Genomic DNA, 17102 nt, shown 5'->3' with positions numbered 1-17102 from the left:
ACGGGTCAATCGCTGGTTTCGGCATCTTCCAGTTCCGCACTCAGTACTCGTACGGCCAGAGCCCGCGTGATGTCTCGTTTCTCAGACAGCGCCAGTTGATCCAGCAGCGCCACAGTGCTGGCGGCGGTTTCGAAACGGCGATCCATATGTTTGACGAGGTAAGCGATGACCTCGGGTCCGGGGTTCAGCTGTCGGTCTACGAACAGTTTGGCCAGCACGGCGCCCAGTAGCGCGTCATCGGGCGGGTCCAGCGCAACGTGATGTGCGCCTTCGATCCTGCTTTGCAGGTCAGGCAAGGGCAACTGCCAGAAATTTGGCGCAAGGCGCCCGGTCATCAACAGGGCGTGGCCTTCTGCCAACACAAGATTGTGCAAATGGAATAGGGTTTTCTGCTGGTCGATATCGCCAGCAATCATGGGGACATCTTCCACCGCGATCGGTGTTTGGGCAAGGTCAGGAACCTCGTCGTGCTTGATCTGCGAGGCCTGCACAATTCGACCACCGGTCTCTGCCGCCCACACATGGGCCAGATGTGTCTTGCCCGCGCCAGCAGGTCCGCTGAGCACCAGTTTATTCCCCGGCCATGAGGTGGCCGAGATCATGGCCACGGCCAGAGCATTTGCGGGCGAGACGAAAAAATCCTCGCGCCCCAGCGCAGTCTTGGCCGGTAGATCAAAGCTCAGCTGTAGGGCCATTCAATCGTCTTCCTGGTCCATACCCACAAGGCCAGTATACAGACGGCTATCCAAATAGATCGACGTGGCAAAGCGCGCCAGAACGCCAAGTGCTGCAGCAACCGGCACCGCGATCAGCATCCCGACAAATCCGAACAGGGCGCCAAAGACCGACAATGCCAGCAACAGCCAGACCGGGTGCAACCCGACCGAGCTGCCGACGAGCTTTGGCGTCAGAAAATTGCCCTCGGCCACCTGACCCAATGCAAAGACCGCTGCGACCAGCCCAATTTGCGTCCAGTCTCCCCAGAACTGGAACAGTGCCAAACCAATGGCCAGTGAGCCCCCGATCAGGGCGCCCAGATAAGGGATAAACGTGACTAAGCCGGCGATAAATCCAACGACCAGCCCGAACTGCAGTCCGACGGCCATCAGCGCGACGGCGTAATAGGTGCCCAGGATCAGGCAGACTGTGCCCATTCCACGTACAAATGAGGCCAGAACGCTGTCAATCTCACCAGCCAGCCGCTTGATGGTGGGGGCGTGGTCGCGGGGCAAAAGCTCTGCGATACGAGCAATCATGCGGTCCCAGTCCAACAGCATGTAGACGGTGACTACTGGGACAATCACCAGCAAAACCACCACGTTGATGGCTGATCCAAGCGACGCAGCGACAGATTGCAGGACATCACCAGTTTTGGACTGAAGCGTCTCACCCAAGGACACCAGAAACTGGTGCGTGTTGGATTCGCGGTCCAAAAGCGACGGGAATTGCTGTTCGATAAACCCTCTTAGCTGCTTGAGAAGGCTGGGCATAACCTCGACCAGGTCGATCAACTGGGTGATCAGCGCCGGAACGACCATCAGGATAAGCAGTACGAAACCCAAAACGCCGACAACCGTGATAACCCCCGTAGCGGCCATACGGGACAGGCCCAGCTTTTCAAGCCTATCCGCAACAGGATCAAGGAAATAGGCAATCGCGCCACCGATTACAAAGGGCAGCAATACATCGCCAAGTGCCCACAACAGCAGTACAATAACCACTGCGGCGATGCCCCAGTACCTGAGTTGATCTCTTACCGGCAAAGCCATGGCTGTCCCCTTGTTTCGGCACGTGCAAACGTTCTTGGCGTATGCGGCCCCACGATGCAAGCGCTTCATGACCCGCCAGAATCGCGCGGGGCTAGTCGCTTAACGTGCCCAGTTCAGGGGTGGCGTCATGGGCTGTTTCGTCGGGCCAGTTGGTGCGCCAGATTTCGGCAGACCAATGGCCGCAATGAACGGATGGACGGTCAAAGCCGGGCAGAGGCGTCAAAAGCGGTTCGACAACCACATCATGCCGCGGCACCGTGAAATACGGGAAGGAATAGCGTTCCTGACCCGATCGGTTGACCACTCTGTGAGGGGTGGATTTCAACCGGCCACCCGACCAAAGCTCTAGCATGTCGCCGATATTGACGACAAATCCACCCGGCGGGCAGTCGGGTGTGATCCAGCCGCCATCGCGGGTCTGAACTTCAAGCCCGCCGACCGGGTCAGGGGCGATGATGGTCAGCGCATCTGTGTCCTTATGCGGGTGGATGCCATAGCCGGTATCGTCCGGGGCCTGAGGGGGATAGTGCAGCAGGGACATATTGGTCATAGGCTCATGAAACGCGTCTCGCAGCTGGTTCGCAGGTAGCTTCAATCCCATCTCCAGCGCGCCCAGCAGCATATGCGCGACACCATCCAGCTTTGACCAGTAATCCAGAATCACTGCCTGTGCCCATGGAATATGGCGGGGCCAGATATTGGGGCCATAGAGGGCACAATCTCGGCGGATGGGCGCATCCAGGTCCACCTGATAATGCAGCTTGTAGCCTTCGTATTTATCCGCTTTGCCTGACCCGTCATTCGGGGTGAAAAACCCCATCGGGATAAAACCGCGATAATTCTCGCGTGTGATCGCCTGATCCCATTTCGCATCATCGTCGATGTCGAAAATCGCCCGGACGCAAGTGCGCATGTTGTTGACGGTGTCCCGCGAAACGCCGGTGCCGGTAATCGACAGGAACCCAATCCGGGTGCAGGCATCCATGACTGCCTGAACGGTTGCGTTGAAATCGGTGTGGCTGGCATCACCCAGCGGAGCAATGTCGATTGTTGGAATGTGGTCCATCAGCGTATCCTCACGCCTTGCCGTGCCAGTTCTTTATGCACCGGGGCAAGGTTCAATTTATCGAGGTCTTGGTTGCTTTTGAGTGAAAGCGCCGCAGCAATCCCCGCGCCCTGACCCATGACCGCACAGCAAGCCATGTTGCGCGTTGCCGCATGGGCAACCCGGTCCGCCCCATGTGACCGGCCCGCGACCAGCAAGCCTCTGATCCCTTTGGGCAACATCGACCGATAGGGGATATGCATGTACCGACCAGTCGTGGGCAGGATCAAAATGCCATAGCCGTCGATGAATTCGGGGTAGATGCCGATTGTGTCTTCGAACCGGCCCTGATGGCGGGCATCATCCTCGGTCATGTTGTACACCGCGTCGATCTTGCGGGTGTCGCGAATGCCGATGGTCATCCCGAAATTCCGCAGCCGGGCGTTCTCACACCCGGGCATGAACCGGCGCAGCGCCTCGATGGCGAGCATTGACTGACGTCGCCCTTCGATCTCACCGCGGGTCATGCTGTCGGGATCGGTGCCATCGATCTCGGCCAGATGAATAAGGTTCATATAGGTCAGCTCACCGGTGTCATGCATCGCGCCCCAAGTGCCCGCGATGGTGTTCAGATGTGCTGGGATCAGCCCCTGATCAATCGCCTGCTGGAACGGTTTGTGCACAAAGGGCGAGTACATGTCGTCCTCTTTACCGCTGGTCTCAATGTTCCATTCGCCACCACCGCCCCAGTCCTTATAGGTCTGGGGGTCGGCCTTGACGCCTTCGATAAAGGCGCGCTTGTCGACGCCCGCCAGATGGAACATGACCGAGGCCGCCATCATGTCTTCGCGCGCGGTCTTGTGCGTGGGCGCACCGGCGCGATGGGCGACATCTGCGTCCCCGGTAGCGTCAATGACAACCTTCGCCAGTATCGCCTCGCGCCCGGCTTTGGATTCGGTGATGATGCCGGTGATCCGCTCGCCGTCCATGATCGGAGCCACGAATTGCCGGTGCAGCATCGGATGCACACCGGCCTCTTCGATCAGTTTGTCGGCGACCAATTTGAACCCTTCGCTGTCCAACTCATAACTCAGCGACTGACTTTCTGGCACCGCCGCACCCATTTCCTTGGCGCGGGTTTCGAACTCCATGCCGATGCCGCCAGCCTCAACCGTTTGTTCGTGGCGATACCAGGCAAAGCCTTCAACGCCGACAGCGGTGATATTGCCGCCCATGCAGCCGAAGCGGTCGACCAGCGACACTTCGGCCCCGGCCCGTGCGGCCGCCAGCGCTGCGGCCAGACCTGCAGGGCCAGAGCCTACGACAAGAATATCTGTGCTGTGCACAACCGGGATCTGACGGGCGGGTTCTTGAATGGTCTGCATGGGCGCCTCGGTGACTTTACATTGCCGCCACATTTGATGCAGCTAACTGGCGGGTCAATCAAAAAACCGACAGGCCCGTGGTCGTAAAACCCCAATGCGTGATTGCCCCCGGCGGGGCTTTGGCATAATCACCTTTGAAGTCGAATTTTACCTCTAAAGGTCAAGCCATGCGCCTCAGCCGTTACTTTCTGCCCGTTCTCAAGGAAAACCCCTCCGAGGCTCAGATCGTCAGCCACCGGCTGATGCTGCGCGCGGGCATGATCAAGCAGGCCGCTGCTGGGATCTATTCCTGGCTCCCGCTGGGGTTCAAAGTTCTGCGCAAGCTGGAAAACATCGTGCACGAAGAACAGGCGCGGGCGGGTCACATCGCCATTCAGATGCCTGTCATGCAATCGGCAGATCTGTGGCGCGAATCCGGACGTTATGACGACTACGGCCAGGAAATGTTGCGCATGAAAGACCGGCATGACCGGGACATGCTTTTTACCCCGACTGCCGAGGAACTGGTGACCGACATTTTTCGGGGTCATGTCAGTAGTTACAAGGACCTGCCGTTGACGCTCTATCAGATCCAGTGGAAATTCCGCGATGAAATCCGTCCGCGTTTCGGCGTGATGCGGGGCCGCGAGTTCTATATGAAGGACGGTTATAATTTCGACTTGACCAAAGAGGATGCGCTGCACGCCTATAACCGCCACCTGGTTACATATCTGCGCACCTATGAGCGCATGGGCTTGCAGGCGATCCCGATGCGCGCCGATTCCGGCCCAATCGGTGGCGACGATACGCATGAATTCCTGGTTTTGGCTGAAACCGGCGAGTCTGAGGTATTCTATGACAGCGCCGTCACCGACCTGACTTTTGGCGACCGTCAGATTGACTATGACGACCGTGGTCAATGTCAGTCCATTCTGGAAGAGTTCACTTCAAAATACGCCCGCACCGACGAGACGCATGACGAGGCGCTGTTCAATCAGGTGCCCGAAGATCGGCGCCGCGTGGCGCGCGGGATCGAAGTTGGCCAGATCTTCTATTTTGGCACAAAATATTCCGAACCTCTTGGGGCAACCGTTCAAGGCCCCGATGGCAAACCGGTTCCGGTCCATATGGGTAGCCACGGCATCGGTGTCAGCCGCTTGGTTGGCGCGATCATTGAAGCCAGCCATGACGACAAGGGCATCATCTGGCCAGAGGGCGTGACCCCGTTCCATTGCGGTATCGTGAACCTGAAACAAGGCGATGACGAAGCGGACGCAGCCTGTGAAAAACTCTATGCCGCGCTGACCGTGCTGGGGTTGGAGCCACTTTATGATGACCGTAACGAACGGGCAGGCGGTAAATTCGCCACGATGGATTTGATCGGCCTGCCTTGGCGGATCACAGTCGGCCCGCGCGGCCTGAAGAACGGTGTGGTGGAACTGACTTGCCGCCGCACAGGCGAAAGCGAAGAGTTGAGCCCCGAAGCCGCCGTCACCAAGATCGCCGAGATTTATGAGCGCATCGCCTGAAACCGACTCGCCGCTGATCTCGGTCATCACGGCGACATATAACCTTCTGTCCCAAGGGCGGCAGGACAGTTTCCGCGAAGTCATAGCCTGTATGGCCCGGCAGAGTTGCGACCGGGCCGAACATATCATTCAGGATGGCGCATCGGATGACGGCACGGTGGCGTTTCTGGAAGAGCTGATGGCAGGTGCACCACGAACGCGCGTGATCAGCGCGCCTGATACTGGCCTGTATGATGCCATGAACAAAGGCGCCGAGGCTGCACAGGGTGAATATCTTCTGTTCCTGAACTCGGATGACTCGTTGGCATCGGATGGCATTTTGAACACCCTTGCCGACCGGCTTGCGGAATCTCGACCGGATTTCCTGTATGGCTCGACCCTGCGCAAATACGAGGACGGTTCGGAAAGTCGGGAAAAGCGCATGTCGCTCAAAGCGATCCTGCAGCGGATGCCGTTCTGCCATAATTCGGTGTTGCTGCGGCGGGATGTGTTTCAGGCGCTTGGCGGGCATGACACGCAGTTTCGGGTGGCTGCGGATTATGACCTGATGCTGAGGCTTGTCGCTGCCGGATATCAGGGCGAGCGCACGGATGAGCCTGTTTCCATGTTCTGGGGCAGGGGCGTAACCAGCGACATTGTCAAAACCGCCGAGGATTATGCCCGCGTCTGGGTTCAATTCTATTCAGGTTTCAATGCAGCGCGGACCCTGACCCAACAGGATTTCTTCCGGTTCTACCGCCGCGGACACATGCCTGCCAATCTGATGATCGAATTACTGCGGCGCCCAGATACCCCGGAGGGGATCAAACTGGCGGCACGCCATAGCCTATGGAAAACGGCCCGCCGATCCGTACAGTTTTGGCGGCGCTATTAGTGACCTGCCGCAGTCGGTCGGACGGATAGCAGATCGCCATCAGCCTCGGATCCGCGTGGAACAACGATCGGACGGCCCAAGCGATTGACTAGGTCCTTAAATTCGAACCCCAAAAAGCGTATTCCGCAAACACGGTCGCCAGTCATGCGATCGGTGATACATAACCGCCCCTGTCGAAACGCCAAATGGTACCCTTTATCTTTCAGGATATCCGTCAGATTGCCCCAGCTTGCGGCACCGGAAAATATCGGGCGTATCGCCGCGCGCAGCAGTGCTGCGGTCTCGCAATCAATTTCTGTAGATAGTTTCCGGGCCGAAATTGCGCCCGGTTGTTCTGTTTCAGTACGAATATTCATGAGCGACCCCCGCTCTGGAAATGAATTCCCCCTCAAAGTAGGGTGACAAAGTTTCTTTAAATAATCAAAAAGCGAAATAATATTGCGCCTAAAATGTTGCATTTTGAGTGCAGTTTCACCCTGAATGCTCACATTGACTTCATAGCTGAAACAATGCGGTGCTGTCTGTGAAGGGCTTCACAACCAAGGGTATAATGCGGCATGTGGAAATCATCCGTATTTTGAAAAACCCCGACCTGATTCGCCGATGGTTGAATTTCTTGCGGAATTGGATCACCTGGAATTTGCTGATACACGGGCCGAAAATCACAAAAGGATCCACGGTTTGCTGAGCTTCACAACCGTCGTCTATTCCAAAGATTTCCCCTTGCTTGAATTGCAGGCATTGTCTTTCGCCCGATTTGTTGACCCTGATCAGGTCGGCTCGATCCGGGTGATCATGAACGATGTGGACGAACCGGCACTGCGCGCGATGGTGGAACCGATTTTGGCTTCTTACGGTCCATTGCGACCCAAAGTTGAAGTCCTGAGCGGCGATGACGTTTTGCTGGCTCCTGGGCAATGCGCGCGCCGGTCGATCTCGGACAGGATATTGGTCGAAAACCGATACCGCATTCCGGGCGCGCGCAAGGGTGGATGGCGTGGCAACAACGGATACCGGACACAGCAAGTTTTGAAATTGGGATCTGCTCGGGCTGCCTCGACAGAAAACATTGTAATACTGGACACCAAGAACCTGTTTCTGCGCCCCTTTCAGGAGGCCGAGTTTTTCTCGGACAGTGGTGCGGCGCGGATTCCGTTTATCGGTGTGAACAGCGATTATCATAGACGCTGGCTGGAACAGAGCTTTGATGCGCTGGGCGCGTCGATCCCGGAAACGGACGGCCTGCAGACAACAAATTTCGCAACGCCGTATCCTGTGCGCCGGTCGCTGATCCTGAATCTGCTGCAAGAGATAAATGCGCGCCACGGATCGGTTCAGTCGCTATTTGCCTCTCGCAGGCGCCCGTCTGAGTTTATGTTGTTGAATGCATTTTGTCTGAAATCCGAAGCCGGTTTTGCGCCTTGGTTCGAACCCTCGGGAAACACCAGCATAGGGCTGTGGCCATCCTTTTCGGCGCAGAAACTGACCGATGAGCTTTCCCGGCTGGACGATCCGGAAACTTTGACCCTAGGCTTGCATAACAGAGCGCTTTACAAGCTGCCCGCCGACATTCGAAACCGGGTGTTTCACGAGCTGGAAAGCCGCGGTATCTGCGATCGTTCCATCGCCGAGGCCGCCTTGAACAGAACCGCTGCTTTGACGGGGCAAGTCGAAGTGGGCGGATAACCGGCTTGACCCCCGGTCGAATTGCCGAGAGGGTCGCCACAAAACAAAACCAGCGGAGCAGACATGGCCAAGACACCACCGCCATTTGCGCTTTTTGAGTGGAAAATCGCTTGGCGATACCTGCGTGCGCGCCGTGCTGAAGGTGGCGTCAGCGTGATGACATGGATTTCGCTGATCGGGATTACCCTGGCAGTGTTTGCGCTGATCGCCACATTGGCCGTCAGGTCCGGTTTCCGGTCCGAATTTGTCGGAACCATTCTGGGGGCTAACGCCCATGTGACCGTGTATTCATCGGGTGAGTTCACTGCGCAGGGGCAGGTCGATCGCACCATTGCGGATTATACGGACATGGCCGACCGGATCGCTCAGGTTCCGGGCGTTCAGCGTGCAGCACCTTTGGTGAAAGGTCAGGTTCTGATCACCAATCGCGACCGCAGCAGCGGGGTTGAGGTATTTGGCATCCAGCCCGAAGATTTGCTGGAACTGCCCGGTGTCGCCGAAAGCGAACAGGCGGTTGGTGATCTGTCGATGTTTCAGAACGGCCAGGACGTCATTGCCATAGGTTCAGGCGTCGCGCGTAGCATCGGGGCGACGGTGGGCGATACCATCAAGCTGACCTCGCCCAATGGGGTGAAGACCGCGTTTGGCACCTCTCCCCGGGTGAATGCCTATCAGGTGGTCTATGTGTTTTCTGCTGGGCGTTATGACATCGACCGGACGCGGGTCTATATGCCCTTCGAACAGGCGCAGGGTTTTTTCAACCGCGAGGGTGTGGCTGATGAGATCGAAGTTATGGTTGACCGCCCCGAAGAACTGACGCCGATCCTGATCCCGATCCTTGAAGCCGCAGGCGAGCGCAGTCAGATCTGGACATGGCAGGATGCCTCGGGCGGGTTCCTCCGCGCGCTTGAAGTGGAAGACAACGTCATGTTCATCATCTTGTCGATCCTGGTTCTGATCGCGGCGATGAACATCGTCTCGGGTCTGATCATGCTGGTGAAAAACAAGGGCCGAGACATCGGCATCCTACGCACCATCGGGCTGAGCGAAGGCTCGATCCTGCGCGTGTTCTTTATCTGCGGCGCGTTTACCGGGATCATCGGCACTGCGTTGGGCGTGGTGCTGGGCTGTCTCTTTGCAATCTATATCGACCCAATCTTCAGTTTTGTGAACTTTGTGATGGGGGGCGGGGTTTGGGATCCGTCCATCCGCGGCATCTATGCGCTGCCTGCCGAGCTGCATCTTTCGGATGTGCTCAAGGCCGTTGGCCTATCTCTGGGCTTGTCCTTCCTGGTCACCTATTTCCCCGCCCGTCGCGCGGCGCGGCTGAACCCTGTTGAGGCGCTGCGCTATGAGTGATGTAATGATGCGATTGGCCGGTCTGACCAAGACCTACCTCAAAGGCACGCCGGGCGAAGTTCAGGTGTTGCGCGGTGTCGATTTGGACCTGCGTGCGGGCGAGGCCGTGGCTCTTGTGGCGCCCTCTGGTGCCGGTAAGTCGACGCTGTTGCATATTGCCGGATTGTTGGACACACCCGACACAGGATCGGTTGAGATTGCAGGCCAGAACGTGACCGGGAAAGGTGATCGCACGCGAACTGCGTTGCGGCGGCAGGATGTCGGCTTTGTCTACCAGTTTCACCATCTGTTGCCAGAATTCACCGCGTTGGAGAATATTACCCTCCCGCAGCTGGCCAATGGCGTGTCCGAGAGAGCGGCCCAGGACCGGGCGATGTCCCTTCTGGATCATGTCGGCGTCGCTGCGCGCGCCGATCACCGGCCGGCCGCCCTGTCTGGTGGTGAGCAGCAACGCGTGGCCTTCTGCCGCGCATTGGCCAACAAACCTCGGGTTCTTCTTGCGGATGAGCCGACCGGCAATTTGGACCCTGAAACCTCGGATCAGGTTTTTGACGCATTGATGGCTTTGGTGCGGGACGAGGGGCTCTCGGCTCTGATCGCCACACATAACATGCAGCTTGCCGCCCGGATGGACCGAACACTGAGGCTGGACGGAGGCGCGCTTAGGCCAGTTGAGTGATTGCAACGCCTGCAGCCATCACTGCGATACCGCTTGCGCGAACCCATGTCAGCGGGGTGACCTGCGCGCCAAACAAGCCGAAGTGGTCGATGGCTGCAGTGCTGACGAGTTGCCCAAGAAGGACAAAGAACACCGCGTTGCCGACCCCGAAATGTGGTGCAACATGGGTGATTGACAGAACATAAAAGGCGACAAGCACACCGGCCAGAAGCAGGTGCTTGGGGGCATCGGCAATTTTTGAAAGGGCGCCAAAGCCGGGAAAAACCACCATCAAGGCTGCACTTGATGCAAAGGCTATCGCAAACAGGACCACAGCCGCTGTTGTTGGCGACCCGATCAATTTGCCCAATGCGGCATTCAACGCGGCAAGGATCGGAACCCCAAATCCAGCCACAAGCATAATAGCAGCATATTGTGTCATGCGGTTTTCCTATTGCCTCGTTGATCTGGATCATTGCGCCAAGCCCAGGCACGGGCAAGCCTGAAAATGTCAAATCTGACAGGAGGATGTGATGATCAGACAGGCAATGGGGGCGCTATCGATAGCGGCGTTTGTGACGGCGTCTCAGGTCAGCGCGCAGGATGCAGATACCGGCGCCGAGCTGTACCAGCATTATTGTGCAACCTGCCACGGGATCGACGCGACGGGCTATGGTCCAATGGCAGGCGTCCTTGTTATTCAGCCAACTGACCTGACGCGGCTTGCAAGCAGCGAAGGGGTATTCCCGACCGCTCGTGTTGTGGCGCGCATAGATGGACGAGACCCGCTGGTCAGCCATGGCAGCCCGATGCCAGTCTATGGACCGTATTTCGAAGGGCAGGATACGGCGATGAAAACACCAGATGGGCAGCCGATCCTGACCAGCCAGCCGATCGTGGATCTGGTGGCTTATCTGCAGACGCTGCAGGCCAACTGAACGTTACCGACAGATTCCTTGGATCTCGGCATCGGCCCAGGGGATGACCACTGTGCTTTCACGCTTGTCACCACGTAGCGGAGCCAGATCGAAATGTGCGCCCAGCATCTCGTGCAGACGCCTGGTGCGGGGCGCCGAAGGATCCAGCGCCCGGCAACAAATGTATTCCTCGACAATGGCCCCCTGCTGTTCGTACCCGTAGGACAGGAAATCTGGTGAGTTCTCCAGATCGAATTGATAGGGGTCGTTATTCCCGCCATGCTCGGCTGCGGCGCGCAGTGGATGATAGCCGGTCTTCTTGCGGTTTTGCCATTGCCACACATGGGTCAGTTCATGACCCAGCAGCATCGCCGCGATCAGGTTCATCCGATCCGGGAATTCGGACATGTAATCGTCCAGATACCAGTCCCGGGTGAAATAGACCTTGTTGAACAGGGCCACTGCCGCGGGTTTTGCGGTAACGATACCTTCCTGCGGGGCGGGAAAAATGCGCTCGCGGCAGGCAAGGCGTGACCGATCTTTACGATAGAAAGTTATTGGCGCAACTGGTGCGCCTTCGACCAACCGCACTTTGTTGAGTTTCAGCGTATCACCCTGAAGTGTGCGGGTAAAAGCAGCCTCCTGATCAGTCAGTGGGCGACCGCAAGCGGTGAATACCAAAAGGGACGTCATCAAAATGAGGCGTAACATGACAAAAAATCTATTCTGGCAGCACACGTGTGCAAATGGTTTTTTTACAGGCTCATTGCTAGGACGCGGCTGATTTCCGTCAGAGATCGCCCGGACTGTTCCATCCATGTGTTGAATGCCGCTTGAACCGAGGCCATCGCCTTTTTCGATGTCGGCGGCTTATCGACCACGCCCTCGGCCACCAGCCGTGCGGTCACATCCTGCGACAGGATGAAACTGTCACGCCCCGCAAATCGCATCGCATATTGCGCCGATGCACCGCCCAGCCGCGACCCGCGCTTGCCCAGCATATTCAGCAGACCGACATAGTCATCCGAAGGCCACCCACCCAGAATCTTTCCGACGCCACCTTCTTGGCGCAGTTCCAGCAAAAAGGCAGCATTGTCGCGGACCGTGGCGATCTTGGTGCCATTGCGCACGATTCGAGTGTCCTGCAGCAGAGCATCGAACTTTTCGTCGTCCATAAAGGCGCAGCGTCCAATGTCGAACCCGTCAAAAGCGGTTTCGAACCCGTCCCATTTGTTTTCGATGACCTTCCAGTTAAACCCGGCCTGAAAGATGCATTTCGTGATAATCGACAGCCAGCGATCTTCGGGCATTTCGGCCAGTTCCGCAGGGCTTTTGGGTTTGGAAAGCTTGTTGCTCAGGGCATCTGTCCCGCCGTAACGGCTGGCGGCTATGGCGAAAATCTCGTCGAAATGGCGCATCTGCAGAATCCTCCAAACCTAGCGTCGCGTTTTGCGGTCGGTGTTGCAAGGTGGCCTGGGACACATGCCTGCCAAGGCAAAAAAACATCCCAAGCCCAAAAGAAATGCTCGACAAAGTGGGTGATTCTGGTTTGTGATTGACTCGTCAATCAATATCCGCATCGCAATGCTGGGGAAATGCAGTGTGCGCGGGCGCGTAGCATGATGCTGAAAGAGTGGAAACACTGGGGCAAAGGGGCGAGTTATTCCGTGCCGCGCCGAACTGTCTGCTTCCCTTCTTCGCCAGTTTTTGTGCATGTTGCGACATGGATTTGTCACATGACAAGCCGACTGGCGCGTAACAGCGCGCCGGACCGGGCAAAACGAATATTGCAGGGAGAAAATCAATGAAAAAACTGAGTGTAAGCCTGATGGCGCTGACCGTTGCAGGCTCTGCCTATGCCGCCGAGATGGGGGCCGTGGATCAGCCGATCAAACTGGCGATCAACGAATGGACTGGCCAGCACGTGACCACCCATGTCGCGGGTGAGATGCTGAAAGCTGCCGGATACAATGTGGAATATGTGACTGCAGGCATGATGAATCAGTTCCAAGCGTTGGCCGATGGTGACATCGACGCGACCCTGGAAATCTGGTCGTCCAACGTATCGGATGAATATGCCAAGAAGATCGACGAAGGCACCGTCGTTGAAATCGGCGATCTGGGCCTCGACGCCAAAGAAGGCATCGCCTATCCCGCGCATGTGGCTGATCTGTGTCCCGGCCTGCCCGCATGGGAAGCGCTGAAGGACTGCGCGCAGGTGTTTGCGACGGCCGAAACGCTGCCCGGGGGCCGTCTGGTCGATTACCCGGCCGATTGGGGTACGCCCGGCGCTGACCGTATGGTGGGCCTGGATCTGCCGTTCAAAGCGGTTCCCGCAGGTTCCGAGGGGGCTTTGATTGCCGAGCTTCGGGCCTCGACCGAGCGCAACTCGCCGCTGCTGATCACCTTCTGGCAACCGCATTGGGCCATGTCGGCCTATGATGTGCAATTCGTCGAACTGCCAGCCGGGGAAGACGCCTGTTTCACCGATCCCGCTTGGGGCCCGAACCCGAACGCTGTGAACGATTGCGATTTCTCGCCGTCGCGCATCTTCAAGGCGGGTTGGAGCGGCATGGAAGACAAATGGCCCGCAGCCTATGAAATCCTGACCAACTATCAGCTGGCGGTCGAAGATCAGCAGCCGATGATGGGTGCGATCGACGTTGAAGGTGGTTCCGTCGAAGAGGTCGTCGGCGCTTGGATGGCTGAAAACGAAGGCAAATGGCGCCCTGTTGTTGACGCGGCAACGCAGTGAGCTGACATCAGTGACTGATGTAAATTCGCCAGCCATCGCCTGCCAGAATCTCTGGCAGGTGTTTGGCCCCGGCGCTGACAAAGCCCTGACCGACGCGCTGTCTCGGTCAGGGAATGACGCTGACAAAGCCGCTGCCGATCTGCGGGAAAACGGGTTCATCCCCGCCGTTCAGGATGCCAATTTCGAGGTCAAGGAGGGCGAGCTGTTTGTGATCATGGGCCTGTCCGGATCGGGCAAGTCCACTTTGATCCGCTGTATCTCTCAGCTTTTGCCGGGCACAGGTGGCGAAATCCGTGTGGATGGCGAGAACGTCATCGGCGCGTCAAAGAAAGCCATGACCGAGCTGCGCCGCAAAAAGCTGGGCATGGTATTTCAGCATTTCGGCCTGTTCCCGCATATGACCGTTGCCGAAAACGTCGCCTATCCGCTGCGTGTTCAGGGTGTTAGCCGCAAAGAGCGGCAGGCCCGTGCGCAGGAGGTGATCTCGTTGGTCGGGCTGGAAGGGCGCGAAGACAGCTTCCCGCGTCAGCTTTCGGGTGGTCAGCGGCAGCGCGTCGGGATTGCCCGGTCTCTGGCCGTGAACCCCGATATCTGGTTTTTGGACGAACCATTCTCGGCCCTCGATCCCTTGATCCGCCGTCAGTTGCAGGATGAATTCCTGCGCATTCAGGCGACGCTGCAGAAATCCATCGTCTTCATCACCCACGATATTCAAGAGGCGCTGAAACTGGCCGACCGGATTGCCATCATGCGCGACGGCAAGATAGTCCAGATCGGTACACCCACCGATATCGTACTGCGCCCGGTGGATGATTACGTGCGAGAGTTTTCAAAGGATGTCGCCAAGGGTCAGCATGCCAAGGTCGCATCGGTCATGCGCCAAGACGGAGAGCGGGGACCAGATGACCCTGGCCTAACAACCTCGATGACATTGGACGCTGCATTGGCGCATTGCATGGAGTTATACGAACCGGTGCCCGTCAGGGATGCCGATGGTAACATCGTCGGAACGGTTCATCCGTCCGATCTGGCCGCCGCCCTGCAGGTTGATGAAACATGACTGTAGCGACGGAAGTTTCTGTGCCGCAGGCGCGCCTGAGCATTGGCGCGCGCGCCGCACTGATCACAGTGATCGTCGGTGCGCTGTGTCTGGCGCTGGAAGGCGTCGCGCCCTGGCTGGTCAAATGGCCCGCAGGCTGGGAACTGCCTGCAACGCAATGGGTAGGCACGTTTCTGGACTGGTTCCTGAACGGGATCAAACCGGCGGCGCGGCTGTTTTCCGATCTCATGGCCTATCCCATGAACTGGGCCAACTTTGTGCTCGGCAATACGCCATGGCCCATCCTGATCGGTCTGGTGACTGCGCTGGGTTGGTATCTGGGCGGCTTGCCGATGGCGGCGCTGGGCTTTGTGGGCCTTAGCTTTGTGTTGGCATCGGGCTATTGGGCCGAAAGTATGAACACCCTGGCGTTAGTGGCCGTTTCCGTGCCGGTTGCGCTGATCATGGGCGGAGCTATCGGCATCCTTGCCAACGAAGTTCCGCGCGTGAAGTCATTTGTGCAGGCCGTGCTGGACGTGATGCAGACCGTGCCGACATTCGCTTATCTGACGCCGCTGCTGCTGCTGTTTGGTTTCGGTCCTGTGGTTGGGCTGATCGCCTCGGCCATATATGCGGCCCCTCCGATGGCGCGCAACGTGATGTTGGGGCTGGAGCGGGTCGAACCGGAAATCAAAGAGGCTGCCATCATGTCCGGCGGCACGCGGTTTCAACAGCTGTTTCAGGTCGAGATCCCGGCTGCAGCCACGCAGATCATGGTCGGTGTGAACCAGTGCCTAATGGCTGCGCTGTCGATGGTTATCATCGCAGCCGTCATTGGCGGCTTCAACGATATCGGTTGGGAGGTTCTTCTGACCATGCGCAAGGCACAGTTCGGCGAAGCCTTGATGGCCGGTCTGGTGATCGTAGTCTTTGCCGTCGTCATCGACCGGATGAGCGGGACGCTGGCGACCGAACGTAAACGCTATGACCAGCGTGTCGCCTGGGCAGTAATTGGCGTTGCCGTGCTGTTCACCGCTGCCTTTTGGACCAGGCTTCCGAACCCGTCCGAACTGACCATTCTCGACCCGCTGGCCGGGGTGATTGACGGCGGACTGACGGCGTTTACCCAGGCTAATGGGCCGTGGCTTGACGCGCTCAAGAACAACTCTTTGTTCTATGTGCTGCTGCCACTTCGGATTGGTTTGGACCAGGCCGTGCTGCCGTTCACATGGGGTTTTCAGTGGACGCCCGTGATGAGCTATGGCCTGTTCGCCGCTGCCGCAGCGATTGCTGTGCTAATGGCATGGCGCGGACATCTGACCGGCGGGCTGGTGATGCTGATCCTGATCGGAATGCTGGAAACCGGCATTGCCAATCTGCCCTGGCCTTTCGTTCTGATTGCCGCCGCCGCGTTGGGTTGGGTGGCAGGGGGCTGGCGATTGGCGGCGCTTTCGGTCGGATTGCTCTGTACCATTCTTGTCTCGGGCCTGTGGGAACGGGCGCTGTTATCGCTGTATCTGAGCGGTGCTGCGGTGTTTTCTTGTGCCGTAGCCGGTGGTGTGATTGGTCTTGCCAGTGCAGTCTGGTTGCCTGTTTGGAAGGTGGTCCGCCCCGTCTGTGACATGTTGCAGACGATCCCACTGTTCGTGTTCCTGATTCCTGTGCTGATGGTGTTTCAGATCGGCGAGTTTTCGGCCTTTCTGGCAATCTGCGCCTATGCCGTTGTTCCGATGATCCGCTACACACGGCACGGGCTGGTCAACACACCGGATGAGATGATGGAGGCCGCCATCTCTAGTGGCGCGACCGAGTGGCAGATCATGCGTGACGTGCGCGCGCCTTATGCTGCCCCGACTATCTTACTGGGTCTGAACCAGACCATCCTTTACGCCTTTGCCATGCTGGTGATCGCTGCGCTGATCGGAACCACCGGTCTGGGCCAGTCGATCTATCTGGCGCTGGGGCAGGCGGATGTGGGATTGGGGATTTCAGCAGGGGCGGCGATGGCTATCCTTGCGCTGATAGCTGACCGCATCGTGCAGGGCTTTGCCGAGGAACGTCGCAAGGCGCTGGGCCTGTAAACATCGGCAGAAAGGCGGAACAACCG

General features: G+C 57.9%; 17 protein-coding genes. 9 read left to right on the top strand and 8 right to left on the bottom strand.

From position 1 onward, the window contains the following. Nucleotides 1–5: 5 nt before the first annotated feature. The 4 genes from AC2FHX_RS10805 to AC2FHX_RS10790 form a co-directional block, all read right to left on the bottom strand. Nucleotides 6–695 carry a P-loop NTPase family protein gene (locus AC2FHX_RS10805; protein ID WP_281972741.1) on the bottom strand — a complete coding sequence of 230 codons (690 nt, stop codon included), beginning with the start codon at nt 693–695 and terminating at the stop codon, nt 6–8. Next, on the bottom strand, nt 696–1769 hold the full coding sequence (locus AC2FHX_RS10800) for an AI-2E family transporter (protein ID WP_496690933.1): 1074 nt from the start codon (nt 1767–1769) through the stop codon (nt 696–698). A 91-nt stretch (nt 1770–1860) separates the two neighbouring features. Next, complete coding sequence (locus AC2FHX_RS10795) at nt 1861–2835, bottom strand: isopenicillin N synthase family dioxygenase (RefSeq protein ID WP_496701617.1); 975 nt, start codon at nt 2833–2835, stop codon at nt 1861–1863. Further along, complete coding sequence (locus AC2FHX_RS10790) at nt 2835–4199, bottom strand: FAD-dependent oxidoreductase (protein ID WP_496701618.1); 1365 nt, start codon at nt 4197–4199, stop codon at nt 2835–2837. Before AC2FHX_RS10790 ends, AC2FHX_RS10795 begins: the two co-directional genes overlap by 1 nt. 167 nt (nt 4200–4366) lie before the next feature. On the opposite strand from AC2FHX_RS10790, the gene proS reads away from it, so the two are divergent. Both proS and AC2FHX_RS10780 read left to right on the top strand, forming a co-directional pair. Then, a complete protein-coding gene (gene proS, locus AC2FHX_RS10785; protein WP_271949474.1) occupies nt 4367–5707 on the top strand; it encodes a proline--tRNA ligase in 1341 nt (446 codons plus the stop codon). After that, nucleotides 5691–6581, top strand: coding sequence for a glycosyltransferase family 2 protein (locus AC2FHX_RS10780; protein ID WP_496701620.1), 891 nt, complete (start codon nt 5691–5693; stop codon nt 6579–6581). The genes proS and AC2FHX_RS10780 overlap by 17 nt, the downstream gene beginning before the upstream one ends. On the opposite strand, the gene AC2FHX_RS10775 is transcribed toward AC2FHX_RS10780, so the two are convergent. Continuing rightward, the gene (locus AC2FHX_RS10775) at nt 6578–6937 is read right to left on the bottom strand and encodes a hypothetical protein (RefSeq protein ID WP_281972745.1); all 360 of its coding nucleotides are present in this window, start codon (nt 6935–6937) and stop codon (nt 6578–6580) included. The two genes, AC2FHX_RS10780 and AC2FHX_RS10775, sit on opposite strands and share 4 nt — an antisense overlap. A 247-nt stretch (nt 6938–7184) precedes the next feature. Here AC2FHX_RS10775 and AC2FHX_RS10770 point away from each other — a divergent pair, with 247 nt between their 5' ends. From AC2FHX_RS10770 to AC2FHX_RS10760, 3 genes are all read left to right on the top strand, one after another. Then, nucleotides 7185–8267: a DUF6492 family protein gene (locus AC2FHX_RS10770; RefSeq protein WP_496701622.1), complete on the top strand. Its 1083-nt coding sequence runs from the start codon at nt 7185–7187 to the stop codon at nt 8265–8267. Between the two features lie 63 nt (nt 8268–8330). Then, nucleotides 8331–9626 carry a lipoprotein-releasing ABC transporter permease subunit gene (locus AC2FHX_RS10765; RefSeq protein ID WP_271949481.1) on the top strand — a complete coding sequence of 432 codons (1296 nt, stop codon included), beginning with the start codon at nt 8331–8333 and terminating at the stop codon, nt 9624–9626. Next, nucleotides 9619–10305 carry an ABC transporter ATP-binding protein gene (locus AC2FHX_RS10760; protein WP_496701624.1) on the top strand — a complete coding sequence of 229 codons (687 nt, stop codon included), beginning with the start codon at nt 9619–9621 and terminating at the stop codon, nt 10303–10305. The genes AC2FHX_RS10765 and AC2FHX_RS10760 overlap by 8 nt, the downstream gene beginning before the upstream one ends. Here AC2FHX_RS10760 and AC2FHX_RS10755 read toward each other — a convergent pair. Continuing rightward, nucleotides 10289–10726, bottom strand: a complete 438-nt coding sequence (locus AC2FHX_RS10755; protein ID WP_496701626.1) for a DMT family transporter — start codon at nt 10724–10726, stop codon at nt 10289–10291. The genes AC2FHX_RS10760 and AC2FHX_RS10755 overlap by 17 nt on opposite strands. Nucleotides 10727–10817: 91 nt before the next feature. On the opposite strand from AC2FHX_RS10755, the gene AC2FHX_RS10750 reads away from it, so the two are divergent. Then, the gene (locus AC2FHX_RS10750; RefSeq protein ID WP_496690926.1) at nt 10818–11222 is read left to right on the top strand and encodes a c-type cytochrome; all 405 of its coding nucleotides are present in this window, start codon (nt 10818–10820) and stop codon (nt 11220–11222) included. A gap of 3 nt (nt 11223–11225) precedes the next feature. Here AC2FHX_RS10750 and AC2FHX_RS10745 read toward each other — a convergent pair whose 3' ends face one another. After that, nucleotides 11226–11912, bottom strand: a complete 687-nt coding sequence (locus AC2FHX_RS10745; RefSeq protein WP_496701628.1) for a hypothetical protein — start codon at nt 11910–11912, stop codon at nt 11226–11228. 44 nt (nt 11913–11956) lie between these two features. Then, the gene (locus tag AC2FHX_RS10740) at nt 11957–12619 is read right to left on the bottom strand and encodes a DNA-3-methyladenine glycosylase I (RefSeq protein WP_271949489.1); all 663 of its coding nucleotides are present in this window, start codon (nt 12617–12619) and stop codon (nt 11957–11959) included. 386 nt (nt 12620–13005) lie between these two features. On the opposite strand from AC2FHX_RS10740, the gene AC2FHX_RS10735 reads away from it, so the two are divergent. Genes AC2FHX_RS10735 through AC2FHX_RS10725 form a run of 3 tightly spaced genes read left to right on the top strand, consistent with a single transcriptional unit; the run spans nt 13006 to nt 17076 of the window. After that, nucleotides 13006–13956: an ABC transporter substrate-binding protein gene (locus AC2FHX_RS10735; protein WP_271949491.1), complete on the top strand. Its 951-nt coding sequence runs from the start codon at nt 13006–13008 to the stop codon at nt 13954–13956. Nucleotides 13957–13966: 10 nt separating this feature from the next. After that, nucleotides 13967–15016: a quaternary amine ABC transporter ATP-binding protein gene (locus AC2FHX_RS10730; protein WP_271949493.1), complete on the top strand. Its 1050-nt coding sequence runs from the start codon at nt 13967–13969 to the stop codon at nt 15014–15016. After that, nucleotides 15013–17076 (top strand): ABC transporter permease, encoded by a 2064-nt coding sequence (locus AC2FHX_RS10725; RefSeq protein ID WP_496701631.1) that lies wholly within the window; start codon nt 15013–15015, stop codon nt 17074–17076. Before AC2FHX_RS10730 ends, AC2FHX_RS10725 begins: the two co-directional genes overlap by 4 nt. Nucleotides 17077–17102 lie beyond the last annotated feature (26 nt).

The organism is Ruegeria sp. CDSC042, from assembly GCF_059610745.1.
This window is presented reverse-complemented; position numbering and strand designations above follow the sequence as displayed.